Raw genomic sequence first — 21,605 nt, 5'->3', positions numbered from 1 at the left:
TTTGCGTCAAGAACCACAGTACCTTCTTGACCCCGGGCTAATCCACTTTAAATTTATCTAACAGATCTTGAAGCTCTTGCATCATCTTGCCCAGTGACTGTGCTGAGCTTGCCACCTCTTCCATGGACGCAAGCTGCTGCTCACTTGCAGCGGCAACATTCTGCGAACCATCCGAAGCTTCACCGGCGAGATGAGCCAGATCCTCAACGGTCGCGCTGATCTGCTGGGAGCTAGCCGACATTTGCTCGGCAACTGCCGAGACTTCCTGAATTTGAAGCACATTTTGCTGTATTTCCGTGAAAATGCCTGTAAAGGCGTGGCCTGCCTGCTCAACCCGGGCTGTACCTGATTTCACAGTCTGTACTCCGCTCTGAACGGACGCGGCGGCGTCAGCTGTTTCGCTTTGTATTTTCCCAATGATATCACGAACCTGCTCTGCGGATTGTCTGGACTGCTCAGCCAAGCTTCGAATCTCAGCAGCAACAACCGCGAACCCCCGGCCATGCTCTCCAGCACGGGCGGCTTCAATACTCGCGTTCAAGGACAGCAGATTCGTCTGGTTGCTGATGTCCGTAATAACTTTGATAATGTTCCCGATCTCCTCGGAGCGCCGGGACAACTTCTCCATAATGGCTGCCGTACCCGAAAACATATGATCCACCTGGTTCATTTCCTGAACGGCAAGCTGGATCGTATCATTACCCTTCTGGGCTCTCTCAGATGTATTTAAGGTCGTATCATGCAGAGAGGAAGAAGATTCCGCTATCCGCTGAATGCCGGCTGCCAGCTCCTCAAGTGCTCTTGCGTTCTCTTCCGTACTTCTCTGCTGGGCCGCTGCTCCCGCGGCTACCTGTTGAATTGTTAACGCAATCTCCTCGGATGTCCGGCTCGTCTGATCAGCACTGGAGGCCAGCTCCTCTGATATGGAAGCCACATGCAGCGCATGATCTCTAACTTCTTTAACCATGCCACTAAGCGTTGTACTGGTTTCGTTCATACTCGCCGTCATTCTTCCGAACTCGTCCTCTGATTTCACCTCAAGCCGGTGCGTAAAATCGCCTTGGGCCAATTGTTCCGCCATTTGGTTGACCCGCTTGGTCTGTGCCGCCAGATAGTTGGTGAACAACACAATGACGATAACAACCAATGCAATTCCCAAAAGACTTACGACCAGGACTTTAATGATCAAGGAATTGACCTTGGAGCTCATTTCTTTGTCAGGCAGCACCATCGCTAGGACCCAGTCCGTCTGTGCCAATCGCGCATAGTACACATGATTGCTTCCGTCTGCTCCTTTGTATACGGTATTTCCCTTTCCTTGTTCCAGCATGGATTTGGCTAAGCCTGCCAGCTCGGGGTCCTTATTGTCTTGAAGCTTTTGCTTCATGATCAGCTGCGTATCCGGACCAGCCAGATATGTGCCATCTTTATTGATCATAAAAGCCCAGCCAGTTTCACCTAATTTAGTGTTTTTAATAATATTCTGAATTGTATTTAAGCTGATATCACCTGTCGTAACTCCAATAAATTCGGCCTGATCATTAAATGTTGGCACTGATGCCGTCACCATCGTAGACTTGGTCTTGTCATCGTAATAAGGCGCGGAATAGGTAATGTCTTTGCTTTTCTCAGCAAGCTTGTACCAGTCTTTGGATGGATAATCATAAGAAGGATCACTGTAATCATGAATGACCGAAATGGCATCCCCCATATGATAAGCATAAGACGAGAAATATTTCGTATCCGGGTTGTAGGCATATGGCTTAAGATAGATTCCCACTCCAAATGTGTCTTTGTTCACGGCAAGGGTATTTTTAAGCAGGTGGTCATAATCTTCTAAAGTGAGCTTCTGATATTGGCTTTGCAAGCTTTTGGCTACGACTTCAGTAAGACTGCCGTGAGCCACCAACCCCTTCTCAATACTCTGTTCCGTTGTATGCAGCTGCCCATTCAGTTCTTTCTCTGTCTCCTCGGTCAGCAGCGAGCGGGCGCTTACAAAGACAATACCTGAAATGACAGAATTAATGATTATCAGGAAAGGCAAAACCAACAGCAGCGTTTTTACCCTAATGCTTTTAAGTCTCATCTATCAAACTCCCTTCAATAGTATTAATTTATATATCGACATATATCGACAAATTATTTACTTAATTAAAGTGTTAAATTATAGTAAAACAGCCGGATAAGTATACTATAACTACAACTAAAATAAGAAGGATGGTGGTGAGCATGTTTAACAGAATTATAAGCCGGGGGGCTGACCCAGGGGATTTCAGAAGCATCCTGCTGCTTGGGGCACGGGCTCTTTCTGCTATCACCTTGGGGAGGATTCCATCGGTAGAACGCATCAAACGGCGGCTCCAGGAAGAGGTAAACCAGCAGGCGATGTTGAAGCAGCGGGCCTGAACTAGACACCACACGAACACCAAAGAAGCCCGAAATCCCAGGATAGACTTGGGGGGCTTAAGCTGTGAGAATACTATTCCTAAAGAATGTGATGGAAGAAAGGCTTGATCCGGGTAGCTGCATAAGTTAGCTATGGGCTGCTGGGCGTTGAGAAGGTAAAAACATGATCCAAAAAAAATAAACAGGCGTAAGGAGAACTTAACAGCTGCATGGCTGCTTCCTCCTTACGCCTAGTTTTTATCGTACAGATTTAACTTTTCCAGCTATGGAAACGGTAAGTTTGTAAACCACATAGGTTAGGACGGCATAGACAATACCATAAAGGGCCCACGCATCCAGATTGGCTTTAAGCGTGGTTAGGTCGCTGGCAATAAATAAAAGCGGAAGTAATAAAGCTATCCCTAAGCCTGCGTAAATCTTCCCGCCAATTCGGGCTAGCAACAGTCCAATTACGATGGCAATTAACGGGCATACGATAAAAGTTGGTATAAGCGGATTAAGGCCTGATAACCAGAGATAAATCACTTTTAGCACCTTCAATACACGTTATTGAGGGAAGGTCTTCCCTTTCCCACTATACCCTCTCCCGAGCCAACAGTCACCACAATGCTAGTTGTATCCAGCTGCCTTTAAACCTGCTTGAACTCTATCCAATCCACCTGGATGCCCGGTTTGGTAAGGATCAGCTTCAGCTCATACAGGCCTGCTTCCAACTCCACTTTAATGAGCTTCATCGTAACCCATTTGCCTTCGGTTCCATTGGTCTGAACCGTTGTTACCAGCTGTCCGTTCAGGGTGACATTGCATGCACTCTGGGCAAGCTCTGTATCCGGGGACATGACATGGGCAAAAATCCGGTATATCCCCGGCTGCTCCACCTTCATGTAAGCCGGCCCGTCTGCGGCAAGCTTAATCTGTGCGCTTTCGGTCAGCGATTGGGACTGCCCAGGCGTTAGATCGGAATTCGCCGCGATGGAAGGAATGTTCCCTTCCAGCACTTGATCGCGGGAGAACACCGGCGCATGCATCAGGAACTCACAGATGTTCATCGCGCTGCGCTGCAGCTCGCCACGTGTTAAAGTGCCATTCGCCAGGGACTCTATTGTGTTGTCGCCCCAGACATTGGTCTCGGCCCCATAGTTGCTGACAACCATATACAGATCGTTCTGGGCACGGACCATCCAGTTCGTGTACTTGCGGTCGGCTGGTCCGCCATGAACAACATCGTTCATAATGGCCCACCAGTCGGTCATAACAATGCCCTTGAAGCCCCACTCCCCACGAAGGATTGTGGTGTTCAAATCATAGTTGGAGGCAGCCCAATGCCCGTTGACCGGATTATATGAGGTCATGATGGAATTGGCCCCGCCCTGCTTCACCGCGATCTCATAACCCTTGAGATAGATCTCACGCAGAGCGCGTTCTGACACCACCGCGTCCACCTTGCTGCGGTACTTCTCCTGATTGTTGCAGGCAAAATGCTTCAGTGTCGCATTCGATCCACCCCGCATAATTCCGCGTGTGCACGCCGTGGCGAACACTCCAGTTACCAGCGGGTCCTCCGAGAAGTACTCAAAGTTGCGGCCGTTCAGCGGACTGCGGCGGATATTCATCCCCGGTCCCAGCAGTGTATCAATCTGGTTGCGGAGCAGCTCCTGGCCTTCCATCACATACAGCTCCTCAACCAGTTCAGCATTCCACGTTGCGGCCAGCAGTGTGCCAATCGCCACCTGAGTCGCCTGGTCCCCGCTGTCCATCCGGATACCGGACGGACCATCCGCCGTACAGCCCACCGGAATACCGTAGCTGAGCAGGCTGTCACTGACCCCGCCGAATGCAGACGCCGTCCCCGGAGTGACGAGCGGGCTGCTCATGCCTTCCCCTCTGACAATTGCCGCCAAATCCTCGTCGCTGAGTTGGGCGATGAAGGTCTCCATGCTGATCTTTTGCTCCAGTACATCTCTTAAGGTATGTCCTTGGTTCCCGGTTTGTTCCAGCGCCTTTGGAAGGTTCTTCTCAATCCGCTCGGCCATGGACACCTTCTGTGTTGGCACTTCCTCATAAGTCATCTCATAGGAACCATCCTGCTTACGGGCACCCGGCTTCATCCGTGTGTAGCTCTCCGTCGGAGCCAACGCCTCCTGCAGCTGCTCCACAACCTTAAGCTCATCCACCACGTATCCGCTCTTGCCGTCCACGCGAATTTGTACAGCATTCTTCACGCTATTCCCTACATAAATGTTGTACGTGCCGGCCTCCAGCACATAAGCAGATGGATGTCCAGTGACCCCACCATCATCATAAGAGGCCATGGAATCAACAGGGAAACTGAGGATAAGACGCTCGGAATTCCCTATCGCAACCGGTTTCGATTTTTCGAAAGAAATTAGAGCTCTGGCCGGTTGACCCAGCTTGCCCTGCGGGGCCTCATAGTAGACCTGAACCACTTCTTTGCCTGCAAATGTATCCCCCACATTGGTCACAGTCACACCAATTTCCAGGTGGGCTTCTCCATCCTTAGTGACCAGCTTGGCTTCTTCCGGCTCTATCTTAAACTCCGTATAGGACAGACCATAACCAAACTCAAAGTGGACTTTATCCGGACAGAACGTCTCAAAATACCGGTACCCCACATAAATATCTTCCTGATACAGGTTCTGCAGCTCATTCCCATAGTTCCGGGTTGACGGGTAATCGTCGATGGAGTAAGCAATCGTATCCGTCAGCTTACCGCTAGGATTCACATCGCCAGCAAGCACATCGGCAATCGCATTGCCACCTTCCATACCCCCATGCCAAGCGTAAATCACACCTGCAATCGGGTGGACGTAGGATTCATCCAGCAGCCAGCTCATGTCGATGATATTCGAGACATTCAGCACTACGGCTGTCTGTTCAAAATGTGCCGCCACCTGCCGAAGCATCGCCTTCTCGTCTTCCGTTAACTGGTAGCTTCCCGGCTCATCCGCGTTATCCTGGTCCTCACCCGCTGTGCGGCCGATCACCACAATCGCTTTGGACGATTTCTTTCTTGCTGCCGCAACCAGCTCATCCGTCAGAGGCATTTCCTTCTGATGCCATGGCTCAGCCGCCCAGCCGCCACCACCGTTGTCGAACGGGTTCTGCTCAATCCACTGCTCATACACAGCAGCCAGCTCTTCATTGACCTGAATGCCTGGTTTGCTGCGAAGCCCGTCCAGCAGATTCGTGGTATAAGGTACATTAACACTACCACCGGACCCTGTACCAGAGCGGTAATAATTCACCTGGACCCTGCCAAAAACTGAAACGCTTTCGTTCTTCCGGATCGGAAGAACCCGTCCATCATTTTTCAGAAGCACTGCGCCTTCGGCTGCAACCTTCCTGCTGAAATCCGCAAATCCTTCTAATGGAACTCCAATTTGATGTGAGCTCAAATAATCTCCTCCTTGCAGTTGTGTGACTATATTATAGCAAACCTGGTGTAGAAAAAGATGGTAAATTCGTGACAAGGTTCGTCCAACCTGTCTGATTTTGACCATCCAAAAGAGAAACCCGCTTCAAGAGCGGGTCATTTTAATTAATTCTCAATTACTCAACGGGAATGCGCGGGCTGATTTCTTTTCCATTCTTATCCTCAGCAACGATCCAATATGCCTCTTTCTTGAAATCCAAGGGTTTATACCGATGGTAGGAGCGCTCTCCGGTAAGTTTCGATTCATAGAATTTATCCTCCTCGACTTTTCCATTTTTTGATACCAGTCTGATCCAAAATGATCCGAGTGTCGCTTTGCTCACATCGTAATAAAGCGTTGTCGTGACCGGTGAACTCACGACTTTGTTTATTATGACTGTACCTCCTCCACCTTTGATAGGCATGGACTTATTCATGGTATAGATAACCGTATCCCTCTTGATCTGCCCCATGGAAACACTGACATCAAACACCCATGGCTTATCTATTAAATCTTTCATGTCTTTCGCTCGGAAATCATAAGAAACCTTAATTTGAAGCCGGTCATCCTTGGGGAAATCAGGCAAAGAGTTTAGAGGGATATCTCCCGATATCGTGTAGACTCCATTGCCCTTCTCTCCAAACCCCTGGTTAAAAAAGGGATGCAGGATCTCCTCTCCATTAACGAAAATATTGGGAGTCAGGTAAAGCACCTCGTTCATGTTCGCCTTCCCTGTAGGCTCCAATGTAGCACTGATCAACAGACGGTCTGTATCAACCAACACTTCATTCAAGGTCAACTTGCCATATTTGTTCTCGGCAGTCTCACCAACGGCTGTCTTATAATTCGATAAATCTGGCGGATTATCGATATTGATAATACTTTCAATTAGCCGGGAGATCAGCGGCATTTTGGCAAGGGCCGTGCCGCCTAACGGGATAATTAGACTTACTGCTAAGATAACAGCACTTACCAGTCCGGCCCACTTTATCATCGACCGCGGTTTACGTTTAGGGAGCTTACGGAGCACGCGTTTCTCCCATCTTTTCCGCTCTACGTCCGTTAGCCTCTCTTCCTCATATGTCGATACATCCATTCGCACTTCGTTTAAATCTTCATAAAGGGACATCTACTACACCTCCTTATTTGAAATGAACAGCTGTCTCAGCTTCTTACGTCCGCGAGAAAGCTTGTTGTGAATCCTGGTCTCTTTAACCTTCATCTCTTCGGCCATTTCGCGAGAGGGTACGCCTTCCAAATAGTACTTTACGAAAACTGCCCGTTCCACTGGGGATAAGTGATCCAATACCTCGTCAACATCTTGATACAGTGACATCGGTTCCGCCTTATATAAATCATCCGTTATTTCTGTATGGGTAAATTGCTGCTGGTTTCTGACCATTTTGCGTTGATAGTCGATGGCACGGTATTTGGCAATTGCCGCAATCCACTGCTTGAGCGTATTCTTCTCAGGGTCAAATGAGTTGATATTCTGCCAGGCTGCCAGCAGCACATCATCCAGGCATTCTTCGTACTCCTGCTGGTTGAAGTGGACATAACGCCTGATAATGGCTGAGAGCAACCCTCCATAGGATTGAATAATAGAAGCGATTGCTTTCTCATCGCGGTTTCTGATTTGCTGCAGAATGTCATCTTCGGAATTTGTATTCAAGAAAAGCCTCCTTCCCTACTTTGTTCCCGGTATCTATAAAGTAATACGAGTAAAAAGGCTAAAACCTATCAGCAACAAACCCTTATTCAAAAGGCTGTTTCAAAGAGCTGTCCTCGAAAGAAGCTTAGTTGAACCATCAAACTTATTAACCCTAATATTCCAACCTTTATTGTTGATCCTAGAATATGCTCTCATATGTGCAAAAGCACCGACCCGCGTGGATCGGTGCATTGCCCTGATATGATGCAAATCTCTCACTGCGGTAACTACGTTTCCGCAGCTTTGTTTTTCCCCAACTAAAGACACTTCTGCCTCATCCTAATCCCATGCTTATTGTAGATAAGCTTTGGCCATCGCAAGTAATTCATCCTTGGTAACTCCCTTAGTGGCCTCAATATAATAATTAATGTGGAAATCACTATTAGGAATATTGTAAATAAACCGAACTCCCTTACTGCCACTTTCGTATTCAGAATACAGCATTTCGACACCGTCTACCGTAATTGTCTTGGCTGTTGGCTCCTCAGCAAGATGTATTCTTAACATGTTGTTCGTTCTTATTGGCTGAACAAGTATAGTCTGTCCTTCCCCTTTATACCTGGCAATCATACTCCAATTCTCTTTGGATACATCAAGCATTTTCATAGCATATTGCTGCTTCGAGTTCCGGGCTTCCTGCTCCAATTGATCTGTTAACGCAGCTTCTTCTTGATCCGAAAGCTGATTAGGATAATAACTCAAAGAACTTCCAACAAAATCGTATTTATCCTGAAGCTTATCAAAAGTACGTGCGCCAGATCCCTTCAACTCATTACGAAGCGAAGCTGAATCTGAAAACTCAAGCCTTGAACCCCTGACCACATGCAGTTCTCCTTCGGAATTATCTCCTGCCATATAAATTGCCGCTGCTTGGCCCGGCTTCAACAAGTCTTGTCCTAAACGGTTTGCTTTCAAGCTGCGCACTTGCTTTCCCTTCGTATTATTGGGAATCGCCGATTTCTCAAATTTCTTCTCTTCATAGACAACATCACCTTTGCTGTTAGTCAGTGTGCTCAGATGGGCAGCCGCAAAGGCCGATGAAGCTACCAGCAGCGATCCTATAATTACAAGAGTACTTATTTTATATTTAGCAAAAAATTTACCACGGTTATTCATCTTGTCTTCCTCCAATTGATTCATCACAGATTTAGTCACATCTATCCCAGGAACGTTGATATGATTAAATATGGTTTTGAGATCTTGATTGTTGTCGTGATCCATTCGACAGCCCTCCTGTAGTTTGAGCATGATACTTTCTAAATTTAGCAGCCGTGCGTTCGAACTTTTTGCGAAGACTGGTGCTATTTTGCCGCATAATTTCACCAATCTCTTGATAGCTCTTATCTTCCACGCAGCGCAGGATCAGCAAGCTACGTTCCTCAGGTGTTAGCTTGGACATTACCCGCAGAACATGCTCGTTGTAATAGTTATCCTCTATGACTTGATCCACATGTTGGTTATGTTCATCCCTTCGATACAGGAATGGAAGATACTTAACAAGCCTTCGCTTGCGAATGATGTCAACGCAGTTGTTAGAGGCTATGGTATACAACCAGGCTTCAAAAGGCTTTTCAAGCTTATATTTACTTAAGTGCCTGAATGCCTTAATAAAGACTTCCTGTGTACTATCCTCAGCTTCTGCATAATGTCCTAGCATATGGTAACAGTACAGAAAGATCTGTCTCTGGTATCGATGCATGAGCTTTTCAAACTGAGAAGTATCCCCGTTGAGGATGTCCGTGATAATTTGGTGTAGGTCAATCTCATCCATTTCCCCACTCCTTTCCTGGATAGTTCCCTTTAAATGATAGACAAAATCAGAAGTATCAGGTTTCATTAGGCGCCCGTTGAACCCTTTATATCCTTTACTACGTACGAGCCTAGTCCTAATGTGACAGTTGGAGAAAATAAAACTTCATTAAAAAAGACTACCCCGGGAGGGTAGTCTTCCTAGTAAAGCTATAATAACCTAGATAGAGGTATACGAAGGTTATACATTAGTCGATCAGCTGCTCATTGGCCGGATGATCCTGCGCTGGAACAAAAGCGCGAACGACCTGTACTGTTGCGGTATAGCTCTTCCCATTGTAGGTGGCCGTAATCCGGGTAGTACCTGCCCGGTGTCCAATAATGTTGCCTTCCGCATCGAACTCCGCAATCTCTGGATTCTCACTCTTGAATTCACAATCTTGGGTTACATTATGAACCTTGCCTTCCGCGTCTTTGAAGTAGGCTGCGGTATCAATCATAGTACCTGCAGAGAGGGAATACTCGTCTGATTCCAGATAAAATTCCCCTGTCCCTATAACCGGGCCCCCAGCAGCGGTCACTGTCAGGGCAAGAATGGCTTCATGCCCCTCATAGGCAGCTGTGATGCTCGTAGCTCCGGCTTTAACTCCTGTAATTTTCCCTTCCGCATTCACGGTAGCAATAGAAGGGTCCTGACTGGAGTAAACTACACCATTTGTCAGCTCTGAGGTGCTTCCATCGGCATACTGGCCAATAACCTTTACGGCTGCTGTCTCTCCGGCTTTAACCTGCTCTTCACTTCTCTCAAAAGCTAATCCGGTTAAATTATTGTTCTTCTTAGCTTTGATCTTGATAAGCTGTGTTTTGGATTTCTCCGCATCTCCAAGTGTTCCCGTTATAACGAAGCCCCCGTCTGGGGTATAAGTCCCTTGACCCACACCGTTAAGATCAGACCCAAATATGAATTTACTTCCTGCCTCACCGTTCCCATCCACTAGCTGCACCTCATGTTTGAGCTGCCGTGCACTTCCGGCCCCCTCATAAGTTCCTCCGATCAAGGCATACCCCTGACCAGTAGAGACCACCTGATTCAAGGATTCGTTAGGCGCGAAATCGTAAGTTTTCCCCCAGATGACTTCACCCTTTAAATCGGTCTTGATAAGCCGGGTCTGATTCTGCGCCACATCGTTTAACCTCTCGGCAATAATATAACCATGATCTCCAGAAGCAATCACCGAGGTCGCTCTGCTCTGGTCTCCATTTTTGTAATACTTAGTCCAGACCTTTTCTCCCTGATCGTTGATCTTAAGCGCAACCGAATAATCTCCTGGCCCGGAGAAATAAGGATCGACATTAACGCTCCCTACCGCAACATACCCGCCATCCTCAGCAGGGATAATATCACTCAAGGACTGACTTTCATCAAAATGGTATGTCTTAAGCCAAGTCTTATGCCCTTGGGCATCGGTCTTCAAGATATAGGCATCAGCTCCTGAAGCCCCGGCCCATCCACTGGCATAGCCAGTCGCCAGAAAGCCTCCATCTGAAGCTTCGACAACGGCATTTCCATATTGATGCTGGCCGCCTTCGTAAGCTACTTTCCATTCCACCTTACCTTGTGGACTTAACTTAATTAGAAAAACACTGGACATCCGGGCTATGTCTGTTGACCCGATCACAATATAACCACCATCTCTGGTCTGAACAGCTTTGCTGGCGCTGTTGGTCTCACTGTCCCCGTAAACAGCCTTTTGTTCCCATTCGACCTGACCTAAGGCATTGGTTTTAACGATGTATGCCTTGCTAACCCATGTCGGATAATAGCCTGATTCATCTAACTCAGTGATTTCACCTGCTGTAATATACCCACCATCCGAAGTAGGGCTTACCGACTTCCCCATTGAATTATCCCCGAACTCTTGGGTCCATTCAATTACCGGCTGGACCTCTGAACCGGCAGCTGCTGCAGGATTTCCCAGACCTGCCCCTACACTGAATGCAATGACGGCACTCGCTAGCAGACTCGTAACCTTGCGTGGAATTGACCGTAACAAAGACATTACTCCTCTCAAGCGTATAGTTGGATATGAAATATAAAGATATTCATATACACCAATTATTAGATAATTTTGGAATAATATCTATCCAACTATGAACTTAACTTTTGGAAATAAGTCGTTCAGGAGTAGTAAGAAATTTCAAATTTTGGTATGCAACTTTTGTCGGAGGATTACCCCTATGAACCCGTATGTATTGAGAAAAAGTGGAGCTAAGTCCACAGAGTCTTCGTTACATGCTGCTTTCACGGCAAAAAAAGAGACCTGGGTTCAATCAGCATCCAGGTCTCTCTTTTAAGATATAAGGAGTTAGTCTTTAAGCAGAGTCACATCTCTTATGAATACAAGTCAAGCTATGGGCCGCATATACTGCTAGACGGCTGTAGAAAAGCCCATGAACACGATACTCTTTTTATCCCAAGCTTACCTGCGCTTATTAGCGAACGAATACCGGCCCCACATCAGGAGATAAATCAAACATAAAAAGATCAGATAGTCATTCTGGAAAAACGCTTGATGTGTCAAATTAATCAAAAGCAGGTGGTAACCGAGCGTAAATAAAAACATCACTAAAATAAAGGTATGCATATTTCCGTTTGTTAGGTCTGATCTTGTTTTTATTCTAGCGGCAATATACAACACTGCACCTAGCAGAACCGCATAAACTATATATTTATAGTTTGTGTCTGGAAAGTAGGTCTCAATCGTCATAAATGCGCCTATAACGACCAGTCCCAGCAATAAAAATATCCACTTTTTATTTCCCATGACAATCTTCTCCCTTCTCATATGAGATTATCAGACAAGAAGAATAGCCCGAAATTAAAAAGTTAACACGTGCTCTCCGATAAAAGTTTGCTCCAAACCGTTAATTTTCAAGTTGATACGGCATCCCGCCCGGAAATGCAGCAAATGTGCTCCCGCCTACTCACCCACCTGAGCTAGCAGCCGCTCCACCTCACCAGTGTAGAACCGGTTGCCGTTGCGCTTATCAAACTTCCCGGCAGCATCGAAGGCCAGTTCAGTGTAAATCTCCGATAATCGCGACACATCGTTTGCCGCCCCGGACTCTGTAATATAAGCGGGCAGCCGCACATTGAACTTCACCTGCTCGCGGGCCAGCCGCTTGAACAAGACAGCCGCTGCACCATCAAAGACCATGCGGAACATCGGGCTTTCATGGTTATGCGTCAGTGGGGCAAACGACTCATAAACCTCAAGTCCCCGGAAGGGATCTGCATGGGTCAGATATATCATTTGCAACCCTGCGGCTTTGATGAAGTCGCGGTTGCCTTTAATCAGCCGGAAGCTCTCGCGTTCCAGCTTGGCTGCCTCATCCTGCCGTCCGGTACGATACAGCGGCATCAGCAGCTTGGGATAGGTGACATGTGGCACCTCAGCACAGGACATTCGGCCGCTCATGATCTTTTTCGCCTCAACCCGCGCCCGCTCATCATCACCCAACATGAAAAAATATTCAACAAGGGCATCCTGCTCACAGGCCTGGCAGTTGCTCAGCGAATCACGGTCAACCGGCCTCCACTTGTCCATATATTCCCCGGCCTTCTCAAGCTCTCCCGTCAATAGCGCCATTCGGAAACGATAGTAATCATACGTTCTCTCGGAATGACCGGCCTTCTTGATACGGAGCTTGAAATCCTCAAGCAAACTATGAATCTGCCCTAGCTGAATGTCCGGGAATGAAGGAAGATCATCGAGAATCCATTTGTAGGACCATAACAGGTTATGCAGATCATACTCGAACAGCTCAGGGTGTTTATCGTATTGACCTAACTGCCAGGAGAAAGCGACCAAGGCCTTCATAGGAAAACCGTTAAAAGAAGCGGTATTCACCAGCATGCTTCGCGCTTCATACCCCTGTTCGATATCCCCCGCCGCATCGGCGACCCGGATCGCCTGCTCCAGCAGAGCGATCTTGGCCGGAGAATCGGGCAAATCCATCGCTTCGTCCAGCAAATCTTCAAATTCAAGCTCCATACTCATTTGGTATCTCCTCCATTATTCATAGACAATCCCAGATCTATAAACCGCAAAATGCCTTCATTCAGCACCTGCATTTCCTTCCGGTTCAGCGGATAATGTCCCATCATCAGCGCATTCACGTACAGCATTTCGATCGCTGCCCTAAGAATCTCGAGATGATTGGAGCCAAAGATCCTCGCAATGACCTCATTGTCCAGATTCAAATACAGTGTGGAATAGACCTGCTCCTGATGAGAGGCGCCCAGACTGTTCAGAATCGACGACAGCTCCGTCGTGCTTACTTCTTCAGCAGCAATCAAGTTCCGCAAATCGGAGGATTCCTTCGACAGGGTGAACAGAGAAGGAAGTGCGGCAGGCTTGAACCGCTGAAGCTGAACCCGGCAGCGGAATGGCTGCAGCGCAATATCTCCCTCCCGGATCAGCTCATAATACGCTCTTCGTTCGTCCGCTGTAAGATCGATAAAGGAGAAGGAGACCTCCTCCGGCAGCAGCCGCTCGATCTTTCTCCCAGGATATAGTCTCTGCAGGCCCTCCAGCAGCCCAGCGTCGTATACATACCCCCCGTTGATCACCGGAAGCGATTGCGCCGCGGCGACATGCATAATCTGTCTGTATTCGTCCAGCGTCAACGTAAAATACAGCTCTTCATTCTCGTCCAGCAGTTCCCCAAGATCCCTGCGGCCATAACTGCTCTCGAAAGGCAGCCACCGGTGGATCATCCTGAAGAACGTCTCATCCTCCACTGCCAGCGCCTTCATCGACAAGGCGTGCAGCTGAATGATGCCCTTGAGCCGTTCGGGGTCCTGGTCTGCCAGGTTCATCAGTTCACGGCGCAGTGATTCTCCAAGCTCAGTCCGGACCGTCTCCAGCTTCTCATTCTCGTAGAAATGCTCCCGCGAAGCGGTTGGCTGAAGCTCATCCGTCCAGAGGATACATTTGACGAAAAAGGCCCAATCCGGAAGAATGTTCTCCGCCGATTCGGAGACGAGCATATACTTCAGATATACGCGGTGTGAGCGTTTGGCGCTCAGATTGACGGAGTAGGGCAGAATATAGGCAATTCCAGAGGTCCGGCCGGAGGATGAAGATAAAGGAATAAAATCATGAACCTGCTCCCCCAGCAGCTGCTCGCCAAATTTCAGAACTTCCTCCCGTCTTCCCCGGACAAGGGACAAGTTGTTCATCCAATCCGGATGCGGAATATTGATCGTTCTGCTAACTCCCTCCGACTCGAGTACAACGGGGTAAGGAAGGAGGGCGCCATAATCACCAAACCATTCTTCGAGATTGGCTGGATCGAAGTATAGCTCGCATCCCGGCTTGCACCGCAGATAGACTTTTGTGCCGTATGACAGCTCGTTCTCCAATTTACGTATACTGTATGTACCATCCGGCTTCCCCCGCCACTCCAGTGAAGGTCCTCCCTTGGCCGACCGGGTTAGGAGCACAATCTCGTCACTAACCATGAAGCAGGAGAGCAAGCCTATGCCGAACCGGCCGATAAACGAAGTCTCCCCTAGCAGCTGCCCGTCTTTCCGCTTGGACGACTGCCCGATCATCGCCAGGAACTCATGGACATCCTCCTCGGTAAGGCCTATCCCGTTATCCTCCATGGCCAGCGTTGCACCGTTTCCTGTTCCGATGACTTCCGCCCTCACCTGCCCTTGATAAGAGGAATCCCTCTCCCGCATGGCGGTAATGGCGTCAACGGCGTTCTGCAGCAGCTCCCGCAGGAACACCTTGGGACTGCTGTATAAATGATTGGATAATATATTAATCATACCGCTGAGATCAACTTGAAAACGAAATTCTTCCTGTGTATGTGAATTCATTAAGCTTCCTCCTTTTCCCATATGTTTATATAAATTTTACCATACTTATACCCCGAAGGAGAAAGAGACGGGCTCTCAGCGATGAAGAGACAAGAAATAGCCCTGCCCGTTCCAGGCTCCATCCGCCCTCCTCACCTCGGACTTTCCAGGTTCCTAACAGTTGACACCTGCATAGCTGCGGCACATACAATAAACGTGTTACAATTAATTGGTACAACTATCCAAACGGTGTGTCCGTTAAGATCAAAATCACGGGGGCATCTATTATAATCGGGAGTCTAATAGACTCGAAACCTCGCCATAGTATGAGAGGACCTACATGTTATTTATTATTTTGATGACCGGTGCCATCGTGAATGCCGCATTATGTGCTGCCTCAGGCGCCATTCTACTTATGGGAATTGTGTTCTTCCTGATTGGGCTGCCTGAATTCAAGCAGACCGGAAGAAGCAGAACCTGGGATATCATCAGACAATCCCTCCCTATCTTGTTCACACTGCTAGCCATCATTACGTACATGATTATCACCTACTGGTGTGCGCACACCGGAGGAACCTTGGCATTCTCCCGCTCAGCCCCGGCCAATGTGCAGCTGGGTCAAGCCAAGAAGCTCCTCACATTGGGATTCCTGCACGGCGTTTACAGTCTAATCACATTCAAATGGGTGCTGTCCGGCATCATCGGGAAGCTGGGTCTCGATAGGCGGCATATATGGGGGATTGCAGCTGGCGCTATCCTCACTGCCGCAGGCGGCGCCGCCGCTTGGCTGATGCTGGTGCCATGAACAGATTTATGATTAAGGCCCGTGATGTAGACGGCAAGGCAGACATATGAATCAAGACAGAAGCAGCTATATTCTATCTAAAAAAAGAGAGGGAGCATCTATGTTGTATTTCAGCGCCTGCCTCGAGCCCGGAATGGGAACCTATTATTTCGAGGTTGATCCAGACGGAATCGCCTTTAGACAAATGGTCATGGAAGAGGATGGGAGCCAAGTCGTCTCCAACCGGAAACACGAGCAGTTTCATTTCATGTTGGCCGAACATCCCATCGATGTCACCGATCCCTACTACGAGCCGATCCCTAAGAGCCTTTTTGAAGAGCTGTGGGCCCGTTCCCTCGAAACCACCTTGAAGGAATGGAACGAAGTTAAGCTGGCCCTGTCCATTGGCATGGAGGTGGAGGGGGAGATCGAAGCTTTTTTTCCACAAGGCACGTTGGTAAGTCTGTTTCAAGATCAGGCTGTAGGCTTGGCGGACACCGCTGCCCTGGACCAAGTCACTCCCCGGGAACGGATGTATCCTGGATATAAGCTCACTGCAACCGTGAAGGGCTATGACGAACTGAATCAGTGGGTGCTCCTGGATCATGTAAGTAAACATAACAAATAAATCTATATTCGGAGGCTTACCAATGGACCAAACATGGCTCGATCAATTAACGGAATGGCATGAAGCAGATGAACATCAGCGGATCGTTGACACCGTTCTTGCCGTTCCTGAGGAAGAACGGAATTATGAAGCCATCAGCCGGTTGGCAAGGGCTTATAACAATCTGGGTCTCTATGAGGAAGCTCTTGAACAATTTGCAAAAATAGCTGAAGCCGGACAGCAGGACCCGCTGTGGCACTACCGGGTAGGCTATGCCCTTTATTATTTGGGCAGGTATGAAGAGGCAGCGAAAGCCTTTGCCACCTCGGACAAGCTCGAACCCGGCGATCCGGATACCCAATGGCTGCTGCAGTCCAGTCTGCGGAAAGCAGAGAAGCAGCGGAAGCATGAGCAGCGAATAGCCGCCAGACGGGCAGCTGCGCTCACGAATCAGGTCGCCGACGAAGACAAGGTTCCTTTCTCAGGCATGTCCCTGAGCGACTTCTGGGAAGACAGCGATTATGCCAGGAAGGAATATGTTAGCGATCCACCAACGGATGAGTTGATCGCCTCAATAGAAGAAGAACTAGGCTATAAACTCCCGGCATCCTATATCGCCTTGATGAAGCAGCAGAACGGCGGAGTTCCGAAGAACACCTGCTTCCCAACCGAAGAAGCGACCTCCTGGGCCGAGGATCATATCGCTATAACGAGCATCATGGGCATTGGCCGGGAGAAAAGCTACTCCCTCTGCGGGGACACCGGCAGCCGGTTTATGATTGAAGATTGGGGCTATCCCGATATTGGGGTCGTCATCTGCGATTGCCCATCGGCTGGCCATGATGTGGTCATGCTGGACTACCGGGCCTGTGGTCCAGACGGAGAACCCGAAGTGATCCATGTGGACCAGGAGAGCGACTATGAGATCACCTTCCTGGCCGACAACTTTGAGGCTTTTATCAGAGGCCTGGTCAACGAGGAAGAATTCGATACCTCCGAAGAAGATAAAGAAGCGGATCTTCACAGGGTAGCGCACGGTAAGTTCTCCCCCTTACTGGAGGAACTGTGCGCCCGGGTCACGGAAGTGGATCAGCTCCCGCAAAAGATCCGCCACATCTGTACCCAGATCGTCGAAGAGAAAGGCCACTTCTCTTTCCATGCCGATCCGCTGTCCTATCTAATGTATGATGTGCAGTTCTGGCTTTATACAAAGTCCTACCCGGATACCGGACGCCAGCAATACCTAGATGTGTATAAGGACATGATTGCCTTTGGCGGTGAATTCGGCCAAGGCGGCTATGCACCCGCGTGGATAACCGACTGGCTGGATCAGCGTAAAAGCGAAGGACGCATCGTACAGGATCATGGGCGGCTCCGCTTCACGGATCAGGCCGTGACCGAGTTGATCCAGCAGTTGGAGAAGGCCTGACTTCGTTCAGGCGCCCTTCGATATTCTTCGGAGGGAGCCGGATACAAAGGAAGCCCACGTGATACGCGGGCTTTAGATTGCCAGGAAATCCTATCTTTTGAGGTAGGGCTTCTTTTTTCTTTTGCCAAAGAGGTTTGAGCTCTTAAAACTAGGGGGATCCCTTGCTTTATCAAGCTATCTAGAATGGTATCACTATCTTCTTCATGATAACTAGATGACTTCCATACAAGTTAGTAATTAGTAATTAGTAATTATGTTTCCAATCGTAAAGGGCTAAAATAACCGATGCTATAAAAGTCAGAAAATAGAATAGGCCGATTAACAATAAAATTATTACGATTAAGGTGAATCCTATTTTTTTTATCATTCTTTTCAAGAAATCCCTCTCCTATTTTACAGGAACTGGTATAACTTACTTTTTTAGAATGATAATTCAATGGGAGGTAATTGTCTATGGAGTCTCTGCTACAGTATTCCGTTGTTTCAGCCTTATCGCTTTCGGCTTCCTATAACCTATCCCCAAATCGCAAGCAGCTGCTCCAGCCCCTCCCTGAGCGGCGGCTGGGCTGCCCGGACCGCTCCGGCCAGCTTCTTCGGGTTTCCAAAGATCCGGCAGAGCACCAGTTCTATCTCATGGTCCTTCTTGCCCTTCAGCGCTTGGATCAGCGCCTCCGCAAGCTCCGGACGGTCGATAGTGATGTTCTTGACGTGCCTTCCTTCCTCATTGCCGCCAAGTAAGATCGACACAATCACAGGCATATGCTCCGCTTTAACGCCATGTGCCTCAATAAACGCCTCTGCATAACCGTCTTGCACCATTTGATGCTCGGTATCGACCAAATCCATATAACGGCAGACCAACGGGAAATAAGATTCACTGTACAAGCCAAGGCCCATAACGGCATAAGTGCCTGGCATGACTGATTTCTCGCTCGGCTCCACGTCTTCATACCACGCAAACTCCTCCATAACGGCATCCGCATATTCGGCAAGCTTAGGGTACAGATCAGGATAGCTCAGTGCATTGGCAAAAAACTGGTGCATCTTGGACTTCGCCAGCTTTTTGACAGGCAAGAAATGCTTCTGGCTGCTCTTCAGCTTCAATTGATAGCCTTTGGGGAACCCCTGCTGCAGCAAGCCGATGATATAATTCAGCGCCTCATCGTAAGCCTGCTCCTCTTCGGACAGGATGCGTATTTCAATCATCTTCGTCACATCATTGTTCTTGCCTTCCATCCGCTCCCCGCGGTAAGTGCTGACGAATTTCCCGCTGCCCGTGTTCAGATAAGCCTGAGCTTGGTCAGAGCCCAATTGAATCGCAAGCTCCAGGTATTTCTGCCGGGTATCCGGGTCGGAGGAGCCGACCTGCAGAGCCACATACAGGAAGAAATCCAGTTCCCCTGGATCTACAGCAGCGAGATCCGTCCCCGCCTTAATCACCCACTCCTGTCCATAACTTCCGGTAGGTTCAAAATACTGCGGCAGGAAATGCTCCTGCGCCCAGTGTTTAAATGCCGAAGTATATTGCCGGACCCACTCATCCCTGCGTTTAGGGAATTTACGCAGCTTGTCCGCCAGCTGGCGGATCAACGGGTCAATCTCCTGCTCCTCCTGCTTCATCAGGTCCGGATTAACCAAAAGATTGGCGAAGAAGAACAAATCATGGTCACCCGGCAGGACGGGCAGTTCAGACCATATCTTCGACTTTATAAATTGGTCCAGTGCCTTTCGAAGCTCAGCCAGTTTGGACTCATTTACCAATTGGCGGTGAAGTGTGAGCACAGACTGTTCCCGTTCGAATTCAAACACGATGTTAAACCGGTAATCGAAAAATTGGGGGCCGTATTCCTCCGAATGGAACAACTCATCCATACGCCCGCATAGTGCCGGGAAGAACTCTTCCGTGAGCTGTTCATCGGTCAATTCGACAATGTAAGAACCCGCCTCGATCTGATAGGAGCTGTCGCTCCAGGAGAATGGTTCATAAATGTCAATGTGGATTTTCCCTTGCGCCCAATTGAACTTGCCTTTTCTCCAGGCTACCCGCAGATAATCCTTCATTCCGGCCTGAAGTCTGCTCCGGTTCTTGACTTCACCTCTTTGATGTTCCCTGGCGTAAATCGACTTGATTTCATCCCATACCTCATCTAGAAAAGCTTCCACAGCCTGACTCAACAGCAACCCCTCCTAATCAGAAATGTTCATTCGAAAATCACATCCAGTTTCACACGAAGTATTTCTTAAGCTGCTGCCCAAACTCACCGTTATAATTAAATTTTCGGGGGAAGCTAGCTTTGTTGATACACCGTTGCAGTCAGCATATCCTCAATACACAGGAACATATAGAAAATGCCCTCCCCATCGCCGAAGTCGGCCCAGTCAACCTGGGCAATGAAGCGCATATGCTTGGCGCAGCAGGGACATTTCGGGTACTCTGCATCCTGAACCCAGCCCGGGTGGCCCCCAATTTGGGAGTCGTGCTGGGATAGAGCCCACTCTGCAGCATAGTACGGCGAGCGCGGCGCTGGCGACAGAGCCAAAGTCCCCCTCACCTCACCGATCCCCTCGCTGCTGTCCGCTGCCAGGTCAAAGGCCGGCAAATAATCCGGCTTCTGGTTATACCGGCTCCATATCGGTGCGCCAAGGCTATCCAACTCCATATACACGGTGCCGAAGCACCCGCAGCGCACACAGGTCTGAACCCGCAGGCGATCCTGCGGAAGGCTGAGATACGCCAAGGACGGGTGGGAAGTATCTACGTCCATCAGGAGGGTCAGCTTCCCACCACACCATGGACAAGCAGAGGCACTAGGGGTCAGGAACTGATCCCCTGATCCTGATCCTGATCCTGCTCCCACTCCCTCAGCATTAGTGTCCTTCAGCTCTTTCGTGATTTCTATCGCATAGTTCAGGTTGTGAACCAAATCGCGCCGCTCTCCGTCCGGGGTAAGTTCCCAACCCCCGTATAGAGCGTAACTCTCAGGAGCAGCATACAGCTGCTTCGTCCACTCCGGCGGACTTCTCCGCCATTTCCGAAACGCCTCGACCACCCGCGGATCCCCGATCCAGCCTAGGATCAGCAGGATATCATTGCGGTTCTCTTCATCCCAATCCACTTGTCTAAGCAGGCGGTCCCGCATTCCCGAAGGTGCGTCCTTGTACAATATAACGGGATAATATATCCCATGTTCCATAAGGTCCGGCAGGACCCCAGCAATGTTATCATTCCGGTAGCAAACCAGCGATAACAATATATTCTCGGCGGTGTCCTTGCCTCCTTCAGTCAAATGCTTCACGGCATACTCCTGCATTTTCACCGCCTGTTCGGCCGTTAGATCCAGGTACAGCTGCTCCCTGCTCAGCGGATATGGAACATATTGAACCAGCGGGTCATACGACGCCTTGGCATGCATGATTTTTAAGATTTCCACCGGGTCGGTGAGGCCCTCATATAAGTTCACCGTTCTGCGATGCTGTTCAATATAAGCCTGTCTCTTCTGACGCTCCTGCTCCTGATGGCAGGGCATGCAGTAGCCGCCTGTTTTGGCGGCGGTGGCGGGCAGGATGGTTGACTTGCAGCCTGCCGTTTCGCAAGGAATCCGTTCTGTCATCG

General features: G+C 49.0%; 16 protein-coding genes. 4 read left to right on the top strand and 12 right to left on the bottom strand.

The annotated features are described in order from the left end of the window. Positions 1–37 precede the first annotated feature (37 nt). Complete coding sequence (locus BN6628_RS01495; protein ID WP_068613264.1) at positions 38–2,086, bottom strand: methyl-accepting chemotaxis protein; 2,049 nt, start codon at positions 2,084–2,086, stop codon at positions 38–40. Between the two features lie 143 nt (positions 2,087–2,229). Between BN6628_RS01495 and BN6628_RS25990 the strand changes: the two genes are divergently transcribed. Beyond that, positions 2,230–2,406 (top strand): hypothetical protein, encoded by a 177-nt coding sequence (locus tag BN6628_RS25990; RefSeq protein WP_157692448.1) that lies wholly within the window; start codon positions 2,230–2,232, stop codon positions 2,404–2,406. Between the two features lie 629 nt (positions 2,407–3,035). Here the strand turns inward: BN6628_RS25990 and BN6628_RS01485 are convergent. The 9 genes from BN6628_RS01485 to BN6628_RS01445 all read right to left on the bottom strand — a co-directional run bounded on the left by BN6628_RS01485 (position 3,036) and on the right by BN6628_RS01445 (position 15,193). Next, positions 3,036–5,822, bottom strand: a complete 2,787-nt coding sequence (locus BN6628_RS01485; RefSeq protein WP_068613260.1) for a glycoside hydrolase family 3 C-terminal domain-containing protein — start codon at positions 5,820–5,822, stop codon at positions 3,036–3,038. A gap of 154 nt (positions 5,823–5,976) precedes the next feature. Continuing rightward, positions 5,977–6,969 (bottom strand): DUF4179 domain-containing protein, encoded by a 993-nt coding sequence (locus BN6628_RS01480; RefSeq protein ID WP_068613258.1) that lies wholly within the window; start codon positions 6,967–6,969, stop codon positions 5,977–5,979. Between the two features lie 3 nt (positions 6,970–6,972). Continuing rightward, the gene (locus BN6628_RS01475; protein ID WP_068613256.1) at positions 6,973–7,512 is read right to left on the bottom strand and encodes a sigma-70 family RNA polymerase sigma factor; all 540 of its coding nucleotides are present in this window, start codon (positions 7,510–7,512) and stop codon (positions 6,973–6,975) included. A 330-nt stretch (positions 7,513–7,842) separates the two neighbouring features. Continuing rightward, the gene (locus BN6628_RS01470) at positions 7,843–8,772 is read right to left on the bottom strand and encodes a hypothetical protein (protein ID WP_068613253.1); all 930 of its coding nucleotides are present in this window, start codon (positions 8,770–8,772) and stop codon (positions 7,843–7,845) included. Further along, a complete protein-coding gene (locus BN6628_RS01465; protein WP_068613249.1) occupies positions 8,732–9,322 on the bottom strand; it encodes an RNA polymerase sigma factor in 591 nt (196 codons plus the stop codon). Before BN6628_RS01465 ends, BN6628_RS01470 begins: the two co-directional genes overlap by 41 nt. Positions 9,323–9,548: 226 nt before the next feature. Continuing rightward, positions 9,549–11,354 carry an Ig-like domain-containing protein gene (locus BN6628_RS01460; protein ID WP_068613246.1) on the bottom strand — a complete coding sequence of 602 codons (1,806 nt, stop codon included), beginning with the start codon at positions 11,352–11,354 and terminating at the stop codon, positions 9,549–9,551. Between the two features lie 426 nt (positions 11,355–11,780). After that, the gene (locus BN6628_RS01455) at positions 11,781–12,125 is read right to left on the bottom strand and encodes a hypothetical protein (protein WP_068613243.1); all 345 of its coding nucleotides are present in this window, start codon (positions 12,123–12,125) and stop codon (positions 11,781–11,783) included. Positions 12,126–12,281: 156 nt separating this feature from the next. Then, on the bottom strand, positions 12,282–13,361 hold the full coding sequence (locus BN6628_RS01450) for a hypothetical protein (protein ID WP_082926741.1): 1,080 nt from the start codon (positions 13,359–13,361) through the stop codon (positions 12,282–12,284). Then, the gene (locus tag BN6628_RS01445) at positions 13,358–15,193 is read right to left on the bottom strand and encodes an HSP90 family protein (RefSeq protein WP_068613240.1); all 1,836 of its coding nucleotides are present in this window, start codon (positions 15,191–15,193) and stop codon (positions 13,358–13,360) included. Before BN6628_RS01445 ends, BN6628_RS01450 begins: the two co-directional genes overlap by 4 nt. Positions 15,194–15,512: 319 nt before the next feature. Between BN6628_RS01445 and BN6628_RS01440 the strand changes: the two genes are divergently transcribed. From BN6628_RS01440 to BN6628_RS01430, 3 genes are all read left to right on the top strand, one after another. Next, positions 15,513–15,977, top strand: a complete 465-nt coding sequence (locus BN6628_RS01440; protein ID WP_068613238.1) for a hypothetical protein — start codon at positions 15,513–15,515, stop codon at positions 15,975–15,977. Positions 15,978–16,077: 100 nt separating this feature from the next. Then, the gene (locus BN6628_RS01435; protein WP_068613236.1) at positions 16,078–16,584 is read left to right on the top strand and encodes a hypothetical protein; all 507 of its coding nucleotides are present in this window, start codon (positions 16,078–16,080) and stop codon (positions 16,582–16,584) included. Between the two features lie 22 nt (positions 16,585–16,606). Beyond that, entirely contained in the window at positions 16,607–17,992 is a 1,386-nt protein-coding gene (locus BN6628_RS01430; protein WP_068613234.1) for an SMI1/KNR4 family protein, read from the top strand. A 513-nt stretch (positions 17,993–18,505) separates the two neighbouring features. Here BN6628_RS01430 and BN6628_RS01425 read toward each other — a convergent pair. Next, positions 18,506–20,167 (bottom strand): DUF6138 family protein, encoded by a 1,662-nt coding sequence (locus tag BN6628_RS01425; RefSeq protein WP_068613232.1) that lies wholly within the window; start codon positions 20,165–20,167, stop codon positions 18,506–18,508. 113 nt (positions 20,168–20,280) lie between these two features. Continuing rightward, positions 20,281–21,603: a DUF1963 domain-containing protein gene (locus BN6628_RS01420; RefSeq protein ID WP_068613230.1), complete on the bottom strand. Its 1,323-nt coding sequence runs from the start codon at positions 21,601–21,603 to the stop codon at positions 20,281–20,283. Positions 21,604–21,605: the final 2 nt, after the last annotated feature.

This window comes from Paenibacillus tuaregi, assembly GCF_900086655.1.
Lineage (GTDB): Bacteria > Bacillota > Bacilli > Paenibacillales > Paenibacillaceae > Fontibacillus > Fontibacillus tuaregi.
This window is presented reverse-complemented; position numbering and strand designations above follow the sequence as displayed.